We start from the raw sequence: 19,685 nt of genomic DNA, 5'->3' as shown, positions 1-19,685 counted from the left end.
CGGCAGGTTTACAGGAGAACAGTTTTTTATTATATTGAGATCATAACTCAATGAGTGGTCAGACCACTTGAAATAACCCAGGCATTTTTTACTGCCTACAAGCCATCATAGAAACTATTATCGTGAAATGGAGTGGGATCTCATGTCCAACCTGAGAGAGGAAGCACTGGAGCTTCACAGAAAACATCAAGGAAAATTGGAGGCAGTGACCAAGGTACCCGTTCGCAATGCTTACGATCTGAGTCTTGCCTATTCTCCTGGGGTTGCTGAACCTTGCAAAGATATTTTTGATGACAAGTCCAAAGTGTACGATTACACGATGAAAGGCAATCTGGTTGCAGTAGTCAGCGACGGTACTGCTGTATTGGGTCTTGGAAACATCGGACCAGAAGCAGCAATGCCGGTTATGGAAGGTAAAGCAGTTTTGTTCAAATCTTTCGCAGGCGTAGATGCATTCCCGATCTGCTTGAATACAACAGATGTAGATAAAATCGTTGAGACAGTAAAACTGCTTGAGCCTACTTTTGGTGGCGTTAACTTGGAAGATATCGCAGCTCCTGCATGCTTCGAAATCGAAGAGCGTCTGAAGCGCGAAACAAACATCCCGATTTTCCACGATGACCAACACGGTACAGCAATCGTTACAGCGGCAGGTCTGATCAATGCTTTGCGCGTGGTTGACAAAAAGCTGGAAGATATTCGCGTCGTAGCGAACGGTGCAGGTGCAGCTGGTATCGCGATCATGAAGCTCTTGATTTCCATGGGCGTAAAAGAAGTGATCATGGTTGATACAAAAGGAATCGTGTACGAAGGCCGTCCATTCGGTATGAACCCAGTGAAGGAACAAATGGCGAAAATCACGAACCGCAGCATGCTGCAAGGTGACCTGGCTGATGCAATGAAGGGCGCTGACGTATTTGTCGGTGTATCCGTAGCTGGCGCTGTTACACAGGACATGGTTCGCTCGATGAACCGCGATCCGATCATTTTCGCGATGGCAAACCCAGTACCAGAAATCATGCCGCAAGAAGCAAAAGAAGCAGGTGCGGCAGTAATCGGTACAGGCCGTTCCGACTTCCCGAACCAAGTAAACAATGTACTGGCATTCCCGGGAATCTTCCGTGGCGCTTTGGATGTACGTGCAACGGAGATCAACGAAGAAATGAAGCTGGCTGCTGTATATGCAATCGCAGACCTGATCACGCCAGAAGAGCTTACTGCGGATAAAGTGATCCCTTCCGCATTCGATCCACGTGTAGCACCAAACGTAGCTGCGGCAGTAGCAAAAGCAGCGATGGAAACGGGTGTTGCTCGCATCACAGTTGATCCGGAAGAAGTCAAACAAAAAACGACGAAATTGACAGCTATCTCTTACCAAGAAGCGTAAAATACTCTTTATCGAGGCACCGACGACACCCTCCGCGAAAAAACGTAGTCTTTTTACAAACGTGGAGGGTGCTCCTCGTTAAAGGTACGAGTAAGGAGGATAATCGTGCTCGACTCTTCCCAAGATCGAAAGGTTTACGAAGGAATTCTCCTGCAACTACATGAAATCATCCAGGAGCAAAACTTGCGGCCCGGGGACAAGCTGCCGTCTGAGCGAGAGCTGTCCGAGCAACTGGGAGCAGGTCGTTCTTCTGTACGCGAGGCTCTTCGGGCTCTGGAGTTGCTCGGACTCATTGAGACCCGACGCGGGGAAGGCACCTTCCTCAAGCATTACCGACACAATCGGCTGATCGATATTCTTGGCTTTTTTATCCTACGGGATACCAAAACCAAGAAGGACTTGATCGAAATGCGCCGAATGCTAGAGCTGGATGCTGTCCGCTTAGCCTGTAGACGGGCGACTGACAAGCATTTTGATGAAATGGAACGCATCCTGGCCATTGCAGAGGAAAGAGTAGCAAGAGGCGAGGTACCTGCGGAGGAAGACTATCAGTTTCATCGCGTCATATGTCGCTCCAGCCGCAACTCGATTCTGCATCGCATCTGGACGCCTTTGGTTGAGTACAGCAACAGTATTCGTATTGAATCACTGTCGCGCGAAGGTAGAGCGAGTGCAGCACTCGTAGAGCATCGACAGATTATGGAAGCCATTCGCGAAGGCGATGTGAACGTCGCATTAGAGAGAATGAAAAAGCATTTGGAGAACAGCAAGCTTTAGTTTTCCCCCAATTTGCGAGGGGCGTTGGCGCTGTGATATGATGATGCAGACCTGTATTGGACGATTGAGGGGGAAGCCAGCATGTGGACGGTCATCTACATCGCTCCTAGCGCTAGAATTGCAGAACGGATACAGCAACGTTTGACAGATGAAGGGTTTTTGGTAAAGGTTCGCGAAGGTAAGGTCTCGAAGCAATACGAGATTCTTGTGCCGGAGAGCGAACTAAATGAAGTCCGAGATGTACTCGGCACGATCCTTCACTGATGAGAAAGGTGGGTGTACCTGTGCTTAAAGATCTTTTTGGGAAAAAGCGCAAATTCGCTACAGTTCCTTCAGAGACACTAGCACGTGTCCCAGCTTCCACCGACACTAGCAAGGAAGCGGGTACGAAAGAAAAGGAAGTCCCTGAGGGATTGATGAATAAATGCCCACATTGTGGGACGATTCACTACTCGAAGGATTTGGAGAAGAACTTGCGCGTCTGCAAAGGCTGTCAGTTCCACTACTCCATGTCCGCTCCAGAGCGTCTGCAAGCGCTTCTGGATGATGGGGTTCTAACAGAAGAATTTGATGCCAATTTGATTACAGCCAATCCACTCGGTTTTCCTGGTTATTTGGAAAAAATGGAGCAAGATATGGCCAACACCAATTTGAACGAGGCGATCATTACAGGAGAAGGTCTCCTAAGTGGAAACCGCATCGTGATTGGGGTCATGGATTCTCGTTTCCGTATGGCGAGTATGGGATCGGTCGTCGGAGAAAAAATCACGCGCGCAATTGAGCAAGCGATCGAACGGCGTTTGCCTTTCATTCTGTTCAGTGCATCTGGTGGAGCACGCATGCAAGAAGGTGTATTGAGCCTGATGCAAATGGCGAAAACCAGCGCAGCGTTGTCTCGATTGGATCGCGAACGCTTGCTGTTTGTCTCGGTCATGACGAATCCTACATATGGTGGCGTATCAGCCAGCTTTTCTTCGTTGGGAGATTACAATATCGCAGAACCAGGAGCTATGATCGGTTTTGCTGGGCGTCGAGTCATTGAGCAAACGATCCGTCAGGAGTTGCCAAAAGACTTCCAAACAGCGGAATTCTTGTTAAAGAACGGGCAACTCGATATGGTGGTACACCGTAAGGATATGCGAAATACGCTGTCCAAACTGGTAGAGATGCACACGTCTCGGGAAGGAGTAGAAACATGGCAGGCGAGCTCTCCTTTGAAAAGCCATTAGTAGAATTACAAGATAAGATTAAGGAATTGCGCCGTTTTACTGAGGAAAAGGGAATTGATTTCTCTGACGAAATACAGCGTCTCGAACAAAAATCAAAAGAGCTTGCTGCGCAAATTTATGGCAATTTGACTCCATGGCAACGCGTACAGCTGGCTCGTCATCCGGAACGGCCAACGACTTTGGACTATATACAACTACTTTTTACTGATTTTATCGAGGTTCATGGAGACCGCTTGTTCGGAGACGACCATTCTATTGTGGGTGGAATTGCCAAGCTGGATGGGCGCCCGGTTACAGTCATCGGTCACCAAAAAGGGAAAGACACAAAAGACAACATCAAGCGCAACTTCGGGATGGCTCACCCAGAGGGCTATCGAAAAGCCTTGCGTATTATGCAGCAGGCGGACAAGTTCGGACGGCCGATCATCTGCTTTATCAATACATCAGGGGCATATCCTGGAAAAGCGGCAGAAGAACGCGGTCAGAGCGAAGCGATTGCCCGCAATCTGCGTGAAATGGCGACATTTGGCGTGCCGATTATTTGTATCGTAATCGGGGAAGGTGGAAGCGGTGGAGCCTTGGCGATCAGCGTAGGTAACCGTATCTATATGTTGGAGAATTCCTATTACTCCGTGATTGCACCGGAGAGTGCCGCTGCGATTCTCTGGAGAGATTCCAGCTTGGGCATGCGTGCGGCGGAGACGATGAAAATTACGGCACCTGATTTGTTGGAATTAGGAGTCATTGACGGAATTATTGATGAACCATTCGGAGGAGCCCATCGTGATTTGATCGCGCAGGCAGGGATGGTCAAGGCGGTCATCACGGAACAACTAGAACAGCTGGGCCGTTTAACTCCAGATGAATTGATACAGGACCGCTACGAGAAGTTTAAACAGATCGGAGAATTCGCCTCCCTGTAAGAAACAGGGGGCGTTTTTTTCTTTTTTCTCCGAGGAAAATCTGCTACAATCGAAGTCGAATGAAAGAGTTATCAGAGCTTTCAAAAAGTATGGCACATATCTTTTGATTGTATAACAGATATGAGGAATTGAGTGATACAGCATGTTTCATACAAAGTATGGTACATACTGTTTCCGTTAAATGACATGCTAAAGACGATACGATTGGAGAGGTGGATTCCATGCGAAAACTTGCAGTTCTCACTAGCGGTGGAGATTCTCCTGGAATGAATGCCGCAGTCCGGGCGGCAGTGCGTCGTGCTCATTTTCACGAGGTACAAATGTTTGGGGTTTACCACGGATACGAAGGGCTGATGAGGGGAGATATCAAGGAGATGTCTCTGGGCTCTGTTGGGGATATTATCCAACGGGGAGGAACCATTCTCTACTCCGCTCGCAGTGAAGCGTTCAAGACGGAAGCCGGACAGCAAAAAGCAGTGGAGCAATTACGTGTTCATGGAATTGAGGGTCTGATTGTGATTGGGGGAGACGGGTCGTTTCGCGGTGCACAGAAGCTGACCGAAAAAGGCTTCCCGACCATTGGTGTACCGGGTACGATTGATAATGATATTCCGTGCACCGATTTCACGATTGGGTTTGATACGGCATTGAATACCGTTGTGGAAGCGATCGATAAAATCCGCGATACAGCTACCTCGCATGAACGCACGTACATTATTGAAGTGATGGGGCGAGATGCTGGCGACCTGGCATTGTGGGCAGGGCTTGCAGCTGGTGCCGAGTCCATTATTATCCCGGAAGCGTCGCAGGAGATGGACGATATTATTGAGCGTCTGCATGCTGGACAACGCCGTGGCAAAAAGCATTCCATCATCATTGTGGCGGAAGGGGTAGGAAGTGCCGCTTCTTATGCCGAAGCGATTACGAAAGAGACAGGCTGGGAGACTCGCGTAACGGTACTGGGTCATATCCAGCGCGGTGGTTCCCCTACTGCGATGGACCGAATGCTGGCGAGCCGAATGGGTGCAGCAGCTGTCGATTTGTTGCTGGAAGGCAAGCAGGACCGAATGGTTGGGATTCAGAACAACCAGATCGTTGATGTCGATTTTCAAGAAGCATTGGCGACAAAGCATCAATTGGATTTATCTATTTATCAATTGGCGCGCACGCTATCTATATAAAACTGACAGTTTTCGGAGTGTAGAGGAGGCTTACATCCTATGTTAAGGAAAGCAAAAATCGTATGTACCATCGGACCGGCAAGTGAATCGGTTGAAACACTGAAAAAACTGATCGAAGCAGGAATGAACGTAGCCCGTTTGAATTTCTCGCACGGTTCCCATGAGGAGCATGCGGCGCGAATTGTAAACATTCGTCAGGCATCAAAAGAAACCGGAAAACCTGTTGCAATCCTGTTGGATACAAAAGGTCCTGAAATTCGCACGGGTACGCTTGCAGTAGATGCAGTCGAGCTCGTAGAAGGAAATACGTTGATCCTCACTATCGAGGAAGTAGCGGGTACTGCAGAGCGCGTCTCCATTACGTATCCGGAATTGCCTCGAGATGTAAAAATCGGCGATACAATCTTGATCGACGACGGCTTGATCGGGTTGACTGTACAAGAAGTACGGGACACTGAAATCATCTGCTTGATCAAAAACGGTGGAACACTGAAGAGCAAAAAAGGCGTCAATGTTCCGGGAGTCAAAATCAACTTGCCAGGTATCACAGAAAAGGATGCACAGGATATCGAATTCGGTATTGAACAAGGAGTCGATTTCATTGCGGCTTCCTTCGTCCGAAAAGCATCGGATATCTTGGAGATTCGCAAAATCCTGGAGCGCCATAACGTGCGTATCGATATTATCGCGAAAATCGAAAACCAGGAAGGCGTCGATAACGTAGACGAAATTCTGGTAGTAACAGATGGAATCATGGTTGCGCGCGGTGATTTGGGCGTAGAGATTCCGGCAGAAGAAGTACCACTTGTTCAGAAGAAGCTGATCAAGAAGTGTAACGAGCTTGCGAAGCCAGTCATTACGGCGACACAAATGCTCGATTCCATGCAGCGTAACCCACGCCCGACTCGTGCGGAAGCGAGTGACGTTGCGAATGCCATTTTCGATGGTACAGACGCAATCATGCTCTCTGGAGAGACTGCTGCCGGTAAATACCCAGTTGAGTCTGTCGAGACCATGGTGCGCATTGCTGTACGTGCAGAGCAAGAGCTGAATTATCGCGAGATCTTGTACGCACAAGCACAGCTAAAACAAGTGACGATTACAGATGCCATCAGCCAAGCTGTATCCAATGCAGCACTGGATCTGGACGCAGCGGCAATCATTACTGCGACCGAAAGCGGACACACAGCTCGCATGGTATCAAAGTTCCGTCCAAAAGCACCAATCGTGGCTGTAACGCCGCATGAAGCGATTATTCGCCGTCTGGCACTCGTAAATGGTGTGTATCCGGTGAAGGGCGAAATGGCGAATACAACGGATGAAATGCTGGAGATGTCTGTCCAGGAGGCGCTTGATGCAGGCTTCGTTCGTCATGGCGATCTCGTTGTGATCACAGCAGGTGTACCTGTGCGTGAAGTTGGGACAACGAACCTGATGAAAATCCATGTCATTGGCGATGTGGTAGCAAAAGGACAAGGAATCGGCCGAAAAGTTGTCACAAACAAGGTAATTATTGCTAGATCTGCTGAAGAGGCGCTGGCAAAGGTAGAAGAAGGAGCAATTCTGGTAACCATCGGTACGGACTCCGATATGATTGAAGCGTTTGGCAAGGCTGGAGCGGTGATTTGCGAAGAGGGGGGACTTACCTCTCACGCAGCCATCGTAGGCTTGAATCTCGGCGTTCCAGTCATCGTAGGAGTGCAATTTGCTACGGATGTATTGAAGGACGGACAAATCGTAACGGTGGATTCTGAACGTGGGCATATTTACTCAGGACATGCCCGGATTCTGTAGGTAATACTATCCATCTTTAATGGAGAATGCCTCTGAAGGGTGACCAAGCGTCACCCTTTTTTGGCTTGGTGCAAAAAGGATTAGCCGACGAACTACCTGATAAGTTTTACCAGATAACGGTGATTATTAGGTGGTGCAAAGCGAGAGGGAATCTGTTAAAATCGGTCGGTGGCTTTGTGTCAGGACGGATTAAATCCATACGTTCGGCGTTTCCAAATCATGACAGAATGGGTGTTGTAGCGCTTGCTGCCAGGAAAAGGCTGAACATAAAACGGTTCTTCTGTACGTCCAATGTTCGGGATTTTGTGTCAAGTGTTTTTTTAGAGCGAACACAACATCTAGTATTGTCGAAAATTATTTCGCACAATATATAGGTAAAACTATTGAGTTTTACAGATAAAGATAGTTAAACTAGAGAGGAAAGATTCGAAGGAGGAACGATATGCTGGCGACCGAAACCGTATCCCGAACTCAATTTTTGCGGGATGAATTCTTAAATCAATATCCTGATTTTCCGATTCATATGAGTCCTCTGGGACAATTCGTTTACTACCGTACTTATTCTCGCTTTGTTCCGGAAAAAGGAAGACGCGAAACGTGGAAAGAAACTTGCCGCCGCTCGGTGGATTACAATATTAAGCTGGCTTATCAGCATTTGAACAAAATCGGATTGTACGCCGATTCTCGCGCAATGGAAAAAGAGGCAGAAGGATTGTTTGACAACATGTTCAACCTTCGCCAGTTTTTGTCTGGCCGTACCTTGTGGGTTGGTGGTGCAGACAACGGCGTAGCGGATTTGTATCCGTTGGCGAACTTCAACTGCTCCTTCCTGAACATCAAGTCTTGGGATGACTTGGGCGATTTGTTCTACCTTCTCTTGGTAGGAACTGGAGTAGGTTTCAAATGCACGAAGGAAATGGCTGCAGGACTGGGCCCGATTCGCACGAATGTTTCCCTGCTTTCTTCTGAATACAGACCGCTGCCAAAGCATCAACGCCTGGAGCGTTCTGAGCTGAATGTACTGGATAACGGCTTTGCCAAAATTTATGTGGGCGACAGTAAAGAAGGCTGGGTAGAATCCCTCCGTCTCTACCTGCAAATTTTGACAGATTCCACTTACGAACACATTCACACAGTGAAAATCTCTTATAACAGCGTGCGTCCGAAAGGCGAGCGCCTGAAGCGTTTTGGTGGTACTGCTAGTGGTCATGAGCCGCTTCGCGAAATGTTTGAAGGAATCGATAAAGTGTTGAAAAACCAAATCGACCAGCATTTGGCATCCATCGAGAGTGATGAAAAAGGATACGGCAAAATCCGTCCGATACATATTCTCGACATCGGAAACCTCATCGGAGCAAACGTCGTAGTAGGTGGCGTGCGCCGTACAGCGGAAATTTTCCTGTTCGATCACGATGACTACGAGTGCATGCTGGCGAAATACGGCATCAACGGCTTCTGGACTGAGGATCAGCTGAACCATCACCGTCGTGTAGGCGAGTTGTTGGGAGAACACAAGCCTGTATGGTTTGACAGCATCCAAAATGTAGGAGACGGACGCAGCGGTCTGGATCACCGCCGTATGTCCAACAACTCCATCGCCTTTACTAAACAACCGACCAAGTCATTCTTGAACCTCGTGTTCACCTTGATGCAATTGGAAGGCGAACCAGGCTTCATCAACTTGGAAGAAGCAAATCGTCGTCGTCCAAATGCAGAGGGCTTGAACCCTTGTGCAGAAATCCTGCTCGATTCTTATGGCGTCTGCAACCTGACGACAGTCAATCTGGTTGAATTCGTGAAGGATCACGAGGATGGCTCCAAGTATCTGGATCTCGATGGCTTGCTGGAAGCACAACGCAAATCTGCTCGTGCCGGTCTGCGCATGACGCTGGTTACGTTGGAACTGCCACATTGGGATACCGTTCAACAGCGTGACCGTTTGCTCGGAACTTCCCTTACTGGTGTGAAGGATGCGCTGGCATCCCTGGGCTATACAGAAGAGCAAGAGCTCGAACTGCTGCGTCAGCTGGGCGATGCTGCTCGTGACGAGGCGAACCGTTATGCGTATGAGCTGCGTGTGAACTCTCCACTCTTGGTAACGACAGTGAAGCCGGAAGGTACGCTGTCTCAGGTAGCTGGTGGTGTCTCCAGCGGTCTGCACTGGTCCCATTCGCCATACTACATCCGCCGCATTCGCATCAATGCTGAGGATCCATTAGCAAAAGCGGTACAAACTCTCGGCTGGACAGTCAACCCAGAGGTAGGAACACCAGGCGAAACGTATGAAGAGCGCATGGCAAATGCACGTACACTCGTAATCGATTTCCCTGTAGCATCAGGCGCAGAAGAAACGAAGAACGAAGTAAGTGCAAAACGCCAATTCGATACGTACTTCCGTTTCCAGAAAGAATATACCGAGCACAACTCTTCGAACACCATTACGGTTCGCAAGGAAGAGTGGGTAGAAGTAGAAGACATCGTTTACGATAACTGGGATAATTTCGTAGGTGTATCCTTCTTGCAATTGGATGGCGGAAACTACCAATTGGCTCCATATGAAGAGTGCACCAAAGAACAGTACGAGGCAATGAAGCAGTCCATGAAGCCATTTGATCCTGCGATTTTGCAGCAGTATGAAACCGGCGGCGAGGCTGATCTGTCCACGGCTGAATCTTGCGAAGGCGGAGCTTGCCCGATTCGCTAAGCGATCCGAATAATGAAAGGCAGAGGTGGACTGAAAAAATCAGTTTGCCTCTGTTTTTTTATGTGGCTGTAGTGGGGAGAAGAATATTTCCAGTCTAGGCTCCAGGCTCCGTCCTGCTGGGGGCTGGGACTGCTCGCTCCGAAGGGATTCGCGGGGAAACGCAAAAGTGGTAGCCGCTACGTCGCGTGGGCACGGTTGCGTTTCTTTTGCCCGCGAATCCCTTCTCCGCTTGGTAGGACTCCACAAGTCGCTACGTCTGGAAATATTCTTCTCTGGCGTAACTGATCAGATTCTTCATTCTTTCAATTCTTTAAAAAACGATTAACACGGAAAGCTCGTAGAGGAAACAGGAGAAAAAAGCGAAGATCTTTGGTACACCGACCGAGACGTAATGCAAAAAGCGAAACAAGCCCTTAAGCGTCCACCTCTGAAATACATCTTGAGTGGACCACTTTGGATGCGGTTTCGCTTTTTGCATGGAGACGGGCAGTGAATCCCTCAGCGGGTGGGACAAGAAGCTGAGCGTTTTCTCCTGTTTCCTCCCCACCACTACAGCCACACAGGGTTACTATGGTACAATCATCCTATAGAGAAAGGAGCGATCTAAAATGACTCCCATTATTCATTCCCATCGATTGCGCGTCCGCTATGGCGAAACCGATCAGATGGGTGTGGTCTACCATACGAACTATTTGAACTGGTTTGAAGTAGGAAGAACAGAACTGATTCGCTATGCGGGGATCACCTATCGTGAGCTTGAGGAAAAAGGCGTACTTTTGCCTGTCACAGATGCGAACATCTCTTACAAACAGCCCGCCCGCTATGACGATGAGGTAGAAATACGGACACGTGTAAAAGAGATCAGTCCTGTCCGTCTCACTTTTTCTTACGAGATTGTTAGATGGCCTGACCAACAGCTGTTGGTGTCAGGAGAGACGATGCATGTATTTACCAACACAGCTTTGAGGCCGATTCGCTTGTCGCGAGCGGAGCCTGACATCTATGATTGGTTGGATTCCCAGCATAAAGGAGGGGAATAGGCATGTTCCGTTTTTTTGCCATTCTGTTTGTCGTCGCGTTTGGATTAGAGCTTTGGGGGCTTATTACCATTGGATCGTGGATCGGTGGTTGGAATACAGTCGTGCTGGTCATTCTCACGGGGATCTTGGGAGCTTGGCTAGCGAGGCAGCAGGGGATGCAAGTATTTCGGATGGTCCAACACCAGTTGGCGCGAGGGCAAATGCCTACGGATTCGCTCATCGATGGTGTTTTGATCTTGATCGGTGGCATTTTGCTCTTGTTGCCTGGATTCGTCACGGATGTGATTGGACTGGTCTTCCTCATTCCGTACACGCGGATGATTATTCGTCATCTGTTGAAGCGCTGGCTGTGGAACCTCATCTCGTCTGGTCGTGTTCAATTGTTTTTTCGCCGCTAATACAGCTATTCCCTATAAAAAAGAACCGCTACGAGCTGTGTGACATGCGCTCGCAAGCGGTTCTTTTTACATTGGGTCAGGTTTTCTTCCCACGGATGTAGCCCCATACATCTTCGAAGACGTTGGCTTTTACCAAAGCATTGATCATGACGAGTGAAACAGGTCCGATGATCAAGCCCAAGAATCCGAACAGCTGGAGGCCGACAAACAGTGCGACCAGCGTGAGGAGAGGATCGAGCCCGACGTTTTCCGCAACGACTTTTGGCTCGATAATTTGCCGGAAAATCAAGACGATCCCGTACAAAATGGACAAGCCGATCACCATCGAGTAATTGCCTTTGAAAAACATGTAGATGATCCAAGGAACGAAGACAGTCCCTGTCCCAAGATAAGGCAAGAGATCGACCAAGCCCGTGATCAAGCCAATCGTAATTGCGTATTCGACACGCATGAACAACAGACCAATAATCACGATGGCAGCAGTTAAGGAGATGAGAGTCAGCTGCGCCTTGACGAATCCGAACAAGGCATTGCGCAAATCGATAAAGATCTGATCGAGACGGCTGTTTACCCCTTTTGGCAAAAGACGGCGAGCCCGCGCTTCCCAGAGAGCAAAATCTTTGGAGATAAAGAAGGCACCCATGATGGAAATGACGGAAACTGTTGCCATATTCGGGAGTGAGACAAGCAGGTTTTTCAATCCATCCAGGAATTTGACGATCAAGTCCTGTCCGACATTCGTGATAGTCGAGATCGCACTGCCTACCGTACTGGTAAGCTTATCCTTATAACTTGGATCGAGCTGATCGTAAAACCACTGAATCTGATTGTAAATGCCCATCAAGAAATCTTGAGAAATCGTATTTTGCAAATAATGGGCTAGCTCCTGTGAAACGACTGGTAAACGTTTGGCCAGCTCTCCGATTTCCACGACCGTTTCCGTGATAATCAGTGTGAGCACTCCGCCCGCGAGCAGCATCAAAACCAAGAGCGCGATAATGACAGAAAGCCAGCGTGGAATCCTGAACTTTCTAGTCATGAACGTAACTGGTTTGTTGATGACGAGCGCAATGATTAAAGCGATTATAAATGGGTACAGTAAGGGTGTTGCATGTTGGAATACCCAAATCCCTACATAGACAAGCAGACAAACCCATAACAAGCGAATGATTTGAAAGAGGCGCTCTACCCAGTTTTCCTGATTCAAACGATTTCTCCTTTCCGCCGCGAAAGTGCGAACAAATTACTGATGTTTCTATTATGCAGCATGCCTGATAGGTGGAGCAAGAATCGCGAAAAAACAAAACTCCGTTTCACCCTTCGAAACATTTTTTCGCCAACCTTATTCACAAAATCGCAATAATCTTTTATAATTGGGTCGTCTTAGTGGATTCTTTTCTCTCGCCTCTCCCCTTACACGAGCGTCATTTTCATGTACGACCTTGTGAGGATTTGCGTGGATACATTCCCTGTCAAGAGTGGTGGATGAAAGAAACCGCTGCTTACAATTGCATAGATAGGATGTTCAAAAAGAGTCGTCTTTTTTGAACGTGATCAGGTCGTTTATCAGTCATGGCGGACAAGCGAAGACTAGATAAGCACTACTACTTGAGTGGAAAAGGAGAGGGAGTTCTATGACAACTACTCGTGGACTTGAAGGCGTTGTTGCCGCTCAATCATCCATCTGTTCGATCGTCGATGGGGTTCTTTGCTATGGCGGGATCAACATCGATGAGCTGGCAGAACATGCAACTTTTGAAGAGGTTGTATATTTGCTCTGGCATGGAGCGTTACCGAAGCGTGATCAGCTAGACGCTTTGAAAAAACAATTGGGTGAAAATGCAGCAGTGGCCCAAGAAGTGCTGGAAAGCATTCGCCACTATCCAAAAGGCGTACACCCAATGGCGGCGTTGCGCACAGCTGTCTCTTCGCTAGCGCTCTACGACACAGAAGCGCAAGATATGTCTCCTGAAGCCAACTATCGGAAATCTATCCGTCTGATGGCACAAACTCCTACCTTGATCGCTGCTTACGAGCGTATGCGTAAAGGTCTGGAGCCAGTAGCTCCACGTGCAGATTTCACGATTGCACAAAACTTCCTCTACATGCTCACAGGCCAAGAGCCAACAGAAACGGCTGTTAAAGCATTTGACGTTGCTCTGATCCTGCATGCTGACCATGAGTTTAATGCATCTACATTCTCTGCTCGCGTATCTGTTGCGACTCTGACTGACATTTATTCCGGTATCGTGTCCGCAATCGGTACGCTCAAAGGCCCTCTGCATGGCGGCGCTAATGAAGCGGTAGCGAAAATGCTGAACGAAATCGGCGGAATGGCTAACGTAGAATCCTATATCCGCACCAAGCTGGATAACAAGGAAAAAATCATGGGCTTCGGACACCGTGTATACAAAGACGGTGACCCACGTGCGAAATGGCTGAAAGACATGTCCAAAGCACTGACCGCGCAAATCGGTCGCCCTGAGCTGTATGAGATGTCTGTGAAGATCGATGAAATGATTTCCGGCGAAAAAGGCTTGAAGCCAAACGTTGACTTCTACTCCGCATCTGTTTACATCTCACTCGGTCTCGAAACAGACCTGTTCACACCGATCTTTGCCATCAGCCGTATGTCCGGTTGGACTGCACACATCATGGAACAGTATGAAAATAATCGCCTGATCCGTCCTCGCGCGGATTACACCGGTCCGGTCAACCAACACTACGTTCCAATTGACCGCCGCTAAGAACTCGCTATTTTCGAGCGTGGAGGGCAGGTGGTCAGCCAGGCTGATCGCTCCTGAGCGCAAGCTTGAGAACTACCACAAGTGAGTGGTAGTTCTCCTACGTCTGGAAATATTCATAATCACCTAATATATATAACACTGGAGGGATTTTTTGTGTTTAAAAACCTGACGCAACCAACTGTAGGCGAAAAAATTACTGTGGATAACGGTAAATTGGTAGTTCCAAACAATCCGATCATTCCTTTCATCGAGGGTGACGGTACTGGCCCTGATATCTGGAAAGCTTCCGTTCGCGCTCTGGATGCAGCTGTAGAAAAAGCTTACAAAGGCGAGAAGAAAATCGCTTGGTTCGAAGTATTCGCAGGTGAAAAATCCTTCAACCAATACAACGAGTGGCTGCCAGAAGATACGCTGACTGCTGTTCGTGAATACCTGATCGCAATCAAAGGTCCTTTGACTACACCAGTAGGTGGCGGTATCCGTTCCATCAACGTAGCACTGCGTCAAGAGCTGGATCTGTATGCTTGCGTACGTCCTGTTCAATACTTCGATGGTGTTCCATCCCCAGTGAAACATCCTGAATTGACTGACATGGTAATCTTCCGCGAGAACACTGAAGACATCTACGCTGGCGTAGAGTGGGCTGAAGGTACTCCAGAAGTGAAAAAAGTGATCGACTTCCTGCAAAACGAAATGGGCGTGAAGAAAATCCGCTTCCCAGAAACTTCTGGTATCGGTATCAAGCCTGTTTCCAAAGATGGTACAGAGCGTCTGGTTCGTGCAGCGATCGACTACGCGATCGAAAACAAGCGCAAATCTGTTACCCTCGTGCACAAAGGCAACATCATGAAGTTCACAGAAGGTGCTTTCAAAAGCTGGGGATATGCACTGGCTGAAGCAGAATACGGCGACAAAGTGTTCACTTGGGCTCAATACGATCGCATCAAAGCTGAAGGCGGCGACGCTGACAAAGCACAAAAAGAAGCAGAAGCAGCTGGCAAAATCATCGTGAAAGATGTTATCGCTGACGCGTTCCTGCAACAAATCCTGACTCGTCCAGCTGAGTACGATGTAGTAGCAACACTCAACCTGAACGGTGACTATGTATCTGACGCACTTGCTGCACAAGTAGGCGGTATCGGTATCGCTCCAGGTGCAAACATCAACTACCTGACTGGCCATGCGATCTTCGAAGCAACTCATGGTACAGCTCCAAAATACGCTGGTTTGGATAAAGTAAACCCATCCTCCGTGATCCTGTCCGGAGAAATGATGCTGCGTCACCTGGGCTGGAACGAAGCAGCTGACCTGATCATCAACTCCATGGAAAAAACCATCTCCGCGAAAACAGTAACATACGATTTCGCTCGTTTGATGGAAGGCGCACAAGAACTGAAATGCTCCGAGTTTGCTGACGCTCTGATTCAAAACATGTAAGATAGATTTGGGTACAAATTTTTACACTTACATTTTTGGAGGGGAATAGTTCATGGCATTCAACCGTAAAAAAATCGCTGTTATCGGTAGTGGCTTCACTGGTGCAACAACTGCATTCATTTTGGGGCAAAAAGAGCTGGGCGACATAGTATTGGTTGATATTCCGCAACTGGAAAACCCAACAAAAGGTAAAGCACTCGACATGATGGAATCCTCACCAGTATTAGGCTTTGATGCAAGCATCACAGGTACTGCGAACTATGAAGACATCAAAGATGCTGATCTCGTCATCATCACAGCAGGTATTGCCCGCAAGCCTGGCATGTCCCGCGATGACCTGGTTAACACCAATGCTGGCATTATGAAATCTGTTGCAGAGCAAGTAAAAACATATGCACCTAACTCTATCGTGCTCGTACTGTCCAACCCAGTTGACGCGATGACGTACACCTTCTTCAAAACGTCCGGCTTTCCGAAAGAACGCGTAATCGGTCAATCCGGCGTTCTGGATACGGCTCGTTTCCGTACCTTCGTGGCTATGGAGTTGAACGTATCTGTAGAAGACGTAACAGGCTTCGTTTTGGGTGGTCACGGTGATGACATGGTTCCATTGGTTCGCTACTCTTATGCTGGTGGTATCCCATTGGAAAAATTAATCCCGAAAGACCGTCTGGATGCCATCGTAGAGCGTACCCGCAAGGGCGGCGGCGAGATCGTAAACCTTTTGGGGAACGGTTCCGCTTACTACGCACCTGCGGCTTCCTTGGTACAAATGGCTGAAGCCATCATCAAGGACAAAAAACGCATTTTGCCATCCATCGCTCTTCTGCAAGGAGAGTACGGCTACAATGATCTTTACCTGGGGGTACCGACTCTGCTCGGCGCAAACGGGATCGAGAAAATCATCGAATTGGATTTGACTGCCGAAGAGAAAGCAGCTCTCGACAAATCTGCTGACTCTGTACGCAGTGTCATGGCTGTTTTGAAATAAGATCCATACATGTAAGACGCCTTTCTTTGGGAAGGCGTCTTTTTTGCTTGATAAAGTGGCTCTAGTGGGGGAAGAAGCGAATTCCCAGTCTACGCTTCGGCCTACGCCCTGCAAAGGGGGGATTGACTGTCCGCTCCAGAGGCGCTTGGCCTGGAAATTCGCTTCTTCTACGCAGCTTTTTCTTTATCTTAAAGTAGAATCTAAAGAAGTGCCTTCAAAAGCTCCGCTGTGTTGACTTGCAAAACGTACTAAAAGCACGAAATACATCCACAGCTGTAGGAAAGCACTGTCACATGTTTGGAAGGAGACCGCCCGAACGAAGAGAGGATACAGGCGACTGGAAAACATGTGGCATGGCTTCTCCCGACCATTACAGCCAGAAGACCTTTTTCATGTAGATACCTTTACCTAAAAGCGGAATACTATTGCCAAGCAATAAGTTCTATATGCCCTTTCAGCATGTCTTTACAAAAAAATTACTTGTTTTCCGCAATGAGCCTTGGCAGACTGAGTATTGTAGAGAGAAGCATTTTTCAGGGGACGTAGGTTAGAAAATCGAGCGCAAGCATTGCAACGCTAGGGGGAAACAGACAGATGATCAAAGTATTGGTAGTGGATGACGAAGCTTCCATTGTAAAGCTATTGCAATTTAATCTTGAAAAATCAGGTTTTCAGGTCGTGACTGCTTTTGACGGTAAACAGGCCTTAGACATGGTCAAAAGCGAGCAGCCTGATTTTATCATTCTTGATTTGATGCTTCCCAAGATGGATGGAATGGATGTATGCAAAACCTTGCGCCAGGAACGCAATAATACCCCGATCTTGATGCTTACAGCGAAAGATGATGAGCTCGACAAGATTTTGGGGCTTGAGCTTGGTGCTGATGATTATTTGACAAAGCCTTTTAGCCCGAGAGAAGTAATTGCTCGCGTGAAGGCCATCCTGCGGCGGTTTCAGACCACACCAGAAGCGACTACAGCGCCCCAAGATGTGTTGCTCCAATTTGGGGATATTCGCATCTATCCGGAGAAATACGAAGTGTTTTGTAAAGACGTGAAGGTTGAGCTGACACCAAAGGAATTCGAGCTGCTTAACTATTTAGCGAGCCACCAAGGGCGTGTACTGACGCGCGATCAATTGTTGAACGCCGTTTGGAACTACGATTTCATCGGGGATTCTCGAATTGTAGACGTGCATGTCAGTCATTTGCGCGAAAAGCTTGAGGATGACACGAAGAACCCGAAATACATCAAAACAGTTCGCGGATTAGGATACAAATTGGAAGGATAACGGAGGATTTACCTTGACTCGCTTTCGAATCAAACTCACTTTGACTATTTTGGGTTTAATCTCTCTCGTACTATTGGTGATGGGGATGTATTTTGCCAAAGTGCTGGAGAATTCCTACCTCCAATCACTGAATGAGCTATTGTCCCGCGAGTCGAAGCTCATCTCTCAGGCGGTCCGTTTCCCGAACGTCTTTACCGATAAAGCGACGTTAGCGGATCGGGTCACACAAGTAGCGCCAACGGATGAAGTACGGATTACCATTATCGACAAGGACGGTCAGGTGATGTACGACAACTCCTCTCACTCGGAAGAGATGGAAAACCATCATGATCGACCGGAGATGATGGCAGCGTTAAAAGGAGAAACAGGAATTTCCCGCCGTTTCAGTGAGACGCTCGGCTATGACATGATGTACGTTGCAGTACCTGTTGAACTGAACAACGAAATATTCGGTGTTGTTCGTTCAGCGATGTCGATGAAAGATATTACTGATACGATCCACAAGATGTGGTACAGCTTGCTCACCGGTTTATTGGTTACTTTGGTAGTCGGATCGATTGTCGTTTCCCGCATTTCCTTTTCCATTATTCGTCCGATCGAGGAGATCACCCGGGTAGCCCGCAACATTACACAGCGCCAATACGAGAGCCGTGTGAGAATCAAAGCAAAGGATGAGATTGGTCAGCTTGCAGGAGCGATCAACTTCATGGCATCGAGCCTGGAGCAGCAGATGTACGAAATCTCGGAGAATCAGCAGCGCCTAGCAGGTGTGCTGACCAATATGACGAGTGGCGTGATCTTCATTTCTGAGCAACGTAGGATCATGCTGGTCAATCCCGCCGTTGAAAAGCTGTTGGGGACTGCTGGACATGAGATCGTAGGGAAGCTGCATATCGAGGCAGGCAAGAGCTTTGGGCTCAGCCAATACATCGACAGGTGTCTCGACAGAAGCGAGAAGTTCCGCCAAGAGGTACACATCTATTACCCGCAGGAACGCATCCTTGACGTGAATTTTGCTCCCTATATTAACTTCAAGGGGGAGTCGAGGGGTGTAGTCGTGGTGCTGCATGACATCACCGACATTCGCCGCTTGGAGAAGATGCGCAGTGATTTTGTGGCTAACGTATCGCATGAGCTACGCACGCCGATTACCTCGATCAAGGGCTTCACGGAGACCTTGCTTGAAGGGGCGATGCAGGACGAGGAAACATGTCGCAACTTCCTGCAAATCATCTCAGATGAGAGCGAGCGACTCTACCGGATGATCCGCGATATTTTAGACCTGTCCAAAATCGAGCAGAAGCGAATCCCCTTGCATCTGAGTCAGGTTCACTTGCAGGATTTGATCAGTTCGGCAGTTGCCATCATGCATGACCAGGCACAGCGCAAGGAATTGACGATAACACTCCCTTCACCGAAGCCAGATATTTGGTTGATGACGGATAAGGATTGCTTGCAGCAGATCATCTTGAATCTGTTGACGAATGCGATCGCCTATACGCAAGAAGGTGGGAAGATCAACGTTAAGACACAGGCAGACAGCGAAAACATCACCATTCAAGTTATGGATACCGGGATCGGCATTCCGGAAAAGGATCTCACGCGTATCTTTGAGCGGTTTTATCGCGTAGACAAGGCGCGTAGCCGCGATTCAGGTGGAACAGGTTTGGGCCTCGCAATTGTGAAGCATCTCGTGGAAAATTTGCACGGACATATCAGTGTGGAGAGTAAGGAAGGAAGAGGGACAACCTTTTCAGTTACACTTCCCCTTACCTAAAAAGCTGCTG

General features: G+C 48.2%; 16 protein-coding genes. 15 read left to right on the top strand and 1 reads right to left on the bottom strand.

From position 1 onward, the window contains the following. Window positions 1-142: 142 nt before the first annotated feature. The 10 genes from ystJ to HPY28_RS22840 all read left to right on the top strand — a co-directional run bounded on the left by ystJ (window position 143) and on the right by HPY28_RS22840 (window position 11,433). Complete coding sequence (gene ystJ / locus HPY28_RS22885) at window positions 143-1,387, top strand: NADP-dependent malic enzyme (RefSeq protein WP_017250746.1); 1,245 nt, start codon at window positions 143-145, stop codon at window positions 1,385-1,387. A 105-nt stretch (window positions 1,388-1,492) separates the two neighbouring features. After that, window positions 1,493-2,164, top strand: a complete 672-nt coding sequence (locus HPY28_RS30970; protein WP_012685105.1) for a FadR/GntR family transcriptional regulator — start codon at window positions 1,493-1,495, stop codon at window positions 2,162-2,164. Between the two features lie 81 nt (window positions 2,165-2,245). After that, the gene (locus HPY28_RS22875) at window positions 2,246-2,428 is read left to right on the top strand and encodes a hypothetical protein (RefSeq protein ID WP_007725347.1); all 183 of its coding nucleotides are present in this window, start codon (window positions 2,246-2,248) and stop codon (window positions 2,426-2,428) included. Between the two features lie 20 nt (window positions 2,429-2,448). After that, window positions 2,449-3,393 carry an acetyl-CoA carboxylase, carboxyltransferase subunit beta gene (gene accD, locus HPY28_RS22870; protein ID WP_017250747.1) on the top strand — a complete coding sequence of 315 codons (945 nt, stop codon included), beginning with the start codon at window positions 2,449-2,451 and terminating at the stop codon, window positions 3,391-3,393. Then, window positions 3,360-4,316, top strand: a complete 957-nt coding sequence (gene accA / locus HPY28_RS22865; protein ID WP_069846066.1) for an acetyl-CoA carboxylase carboxyl transferase subunit alpha — start codon at window positions 3,360-3,362, stop codon at window positions 4,314-4,316. The genes accD and accA overlap by 34 nt, the downstream gene beginning before the upstream one ends. Window positions 4,317-4,537: 221 nt before the next feature. Continuing rightward, window positions 4,538-5,497 (top strand): 6-phosphofructokinase, encoded by a 960-nt coding sequence (gene pfkA / locus HPY28_RS22860; RefSeq protein ID WP_017250749.1) that lies wholly within the window; start codon window positions 4,538-4,540, stop codon window positions 5,495-5,497. A 39-nt stretch (window positions 5,498-5,536) separates the two neighbouring features. Continuing rightward, window positions 5,537-7,291: a pyruvate kinase gene (gene pyk, locus HPY28_RS22855; RefSeq protein ID WP_017250750.1), complete on the top strand. Its 1,755-nt coding sequence runs from the start codon at window positions 5,537-5,539 to the stop codon at window positions 7,289-7,291. 442 nt (window positions 7,292-7,733) lie between these two features. After that, entirely contained in the window at window positions 7,734-9,995 is a 2,262-nt protein-coding gene (gene nrdJ / locus HPY28_RS22850) for a ribonucleoside-triphosphate reductase, adenosylcobalamin-dependent (protein ID WP_173623104.1), read from the top strand. A gap of 608 nt (window positions 9,996-10,603) precedes the next feature. After that, window positions 10,604-11,035 carry an acyl-CoA thioesterase gene (locus HPY28_RS22845; RefSeq protein ID WP_069846058.1) on the top strand — a complete coding sequence of 144 codons (432 nt, stop codon included), beginning with the start codon at window positions 10,604-10,606 and terminating at the stop codon, window positions 11,033-11,035. Window positions 11,036-11,037: 2 nt separating this feature from the next. After that, on the top strand, window positions 11,038-11,433 hold the full coding sequence (locus HPY28_RS22840) for an FxsA family protein (RefSeq protein WP_069846055.1): 396 nt from the start codon (window positions 11,038-11,040) through the stop codon (window positions 11,431-11,433). A 76-nt stretch (window positions 11,434-11,509) separates the two neighbouring features. Here the strand turns inward: HPY28_RS22840 and ytvI are convergent, their stop codons facing one another. Continuing rightward, a complete protein-coding gene (ytvI, locus tag HPY28_RS22835) occupies window positions 11,510-12,640 on the bottom strand; it encodes a sporulation integral membrane protein YtvI (protein ID WP_017250755.1) in 1,131 nt (376 codons plus the stop codon). Window positions 12,641-13,067: 427 nt separating this feature from the next. On the opposite strand from ytvI, the gene citZ reads away from it, so the two are divergent. The 5 genes from citZ (at window position 13,068) to pnpS (ending at window position 19,675) form a co-directional block, all read left to right on the top strand. Further along, on the top strand, window positions 13,068-14,180 hold the full coding sequence (gene citZ, locus HPY28_RS22830; protein ID WP_017250756.1) for a citrate synthase: 1,113 nt from the start codon (window positions 13,068-13,070) through the stop codon (window positions 14,178-14,180). 153 nt (window positions 14,181-14,333) lie between these two features. Then, window positions 14,334-15,617, top strand: coding sequence for an NADP-dependent isocitrate dehydrogenase (gene icd, locus HPY28_RS22825; RefSeq protein WP_017250757.1), 1,284 nt, complete (start codon window positions 14,334-14,336; stop codon window positions 15,615-15,617). Between the two features lie 52 nt (window positions 15,618-15,669). Further along, window positions 15,670-16,608: a malate dehydrogenase gene (mdh, locus tag HPY28_RS22820; protein ID WP_017250758.1), complete on the top strand. Its 939-nt coding sequence runs from the start codon at window positions 15,670-15,672 to the stop codon at window positions 16,606-16,608. Window positions 16,609-17,202: 594 nt separating this feature from the next. Then, entirely contained in the window at window positions 17,203-17,898 is a 696-nt protein-coding gene (locus tag HPY28_RS22815) for a response regulator transcription factor (RefSeq protein WP_017250759.1), read from the top strand. A 13-nt stretch (window positions 17,899-17,911) separates the two neighbouring features. Beyond that, window positions 17,912-19,675, top strand: coding sequence for a two-component system histidine kinase PnpS (gene pnpS / locus HPY28_RS22810; RefSeq protein ID WP_017250760.1), 1,764 nt, complete (start codon window positions 17,912-17,914; stop codon window positions 19,673-19,675). The last annotated feature ends 10 nt before the right edge of the window (window positions 19,676-19,685 follow it).

It is taken from the genome of Brevibacillus sp. HB1.2 (genome assembly GCF_013332495.1).
GTDB classification, from domain to species: Bacteria; Bacillota; Bacilli; order Brevibacillales; family Brevibacillaceae; genus Brevibacillus; species Brevibacillus porteri.
Note: the sequence above shows the minus strand (reverse complement) of the source record. Positions and strands in the feature narration are given on the sequence as shown.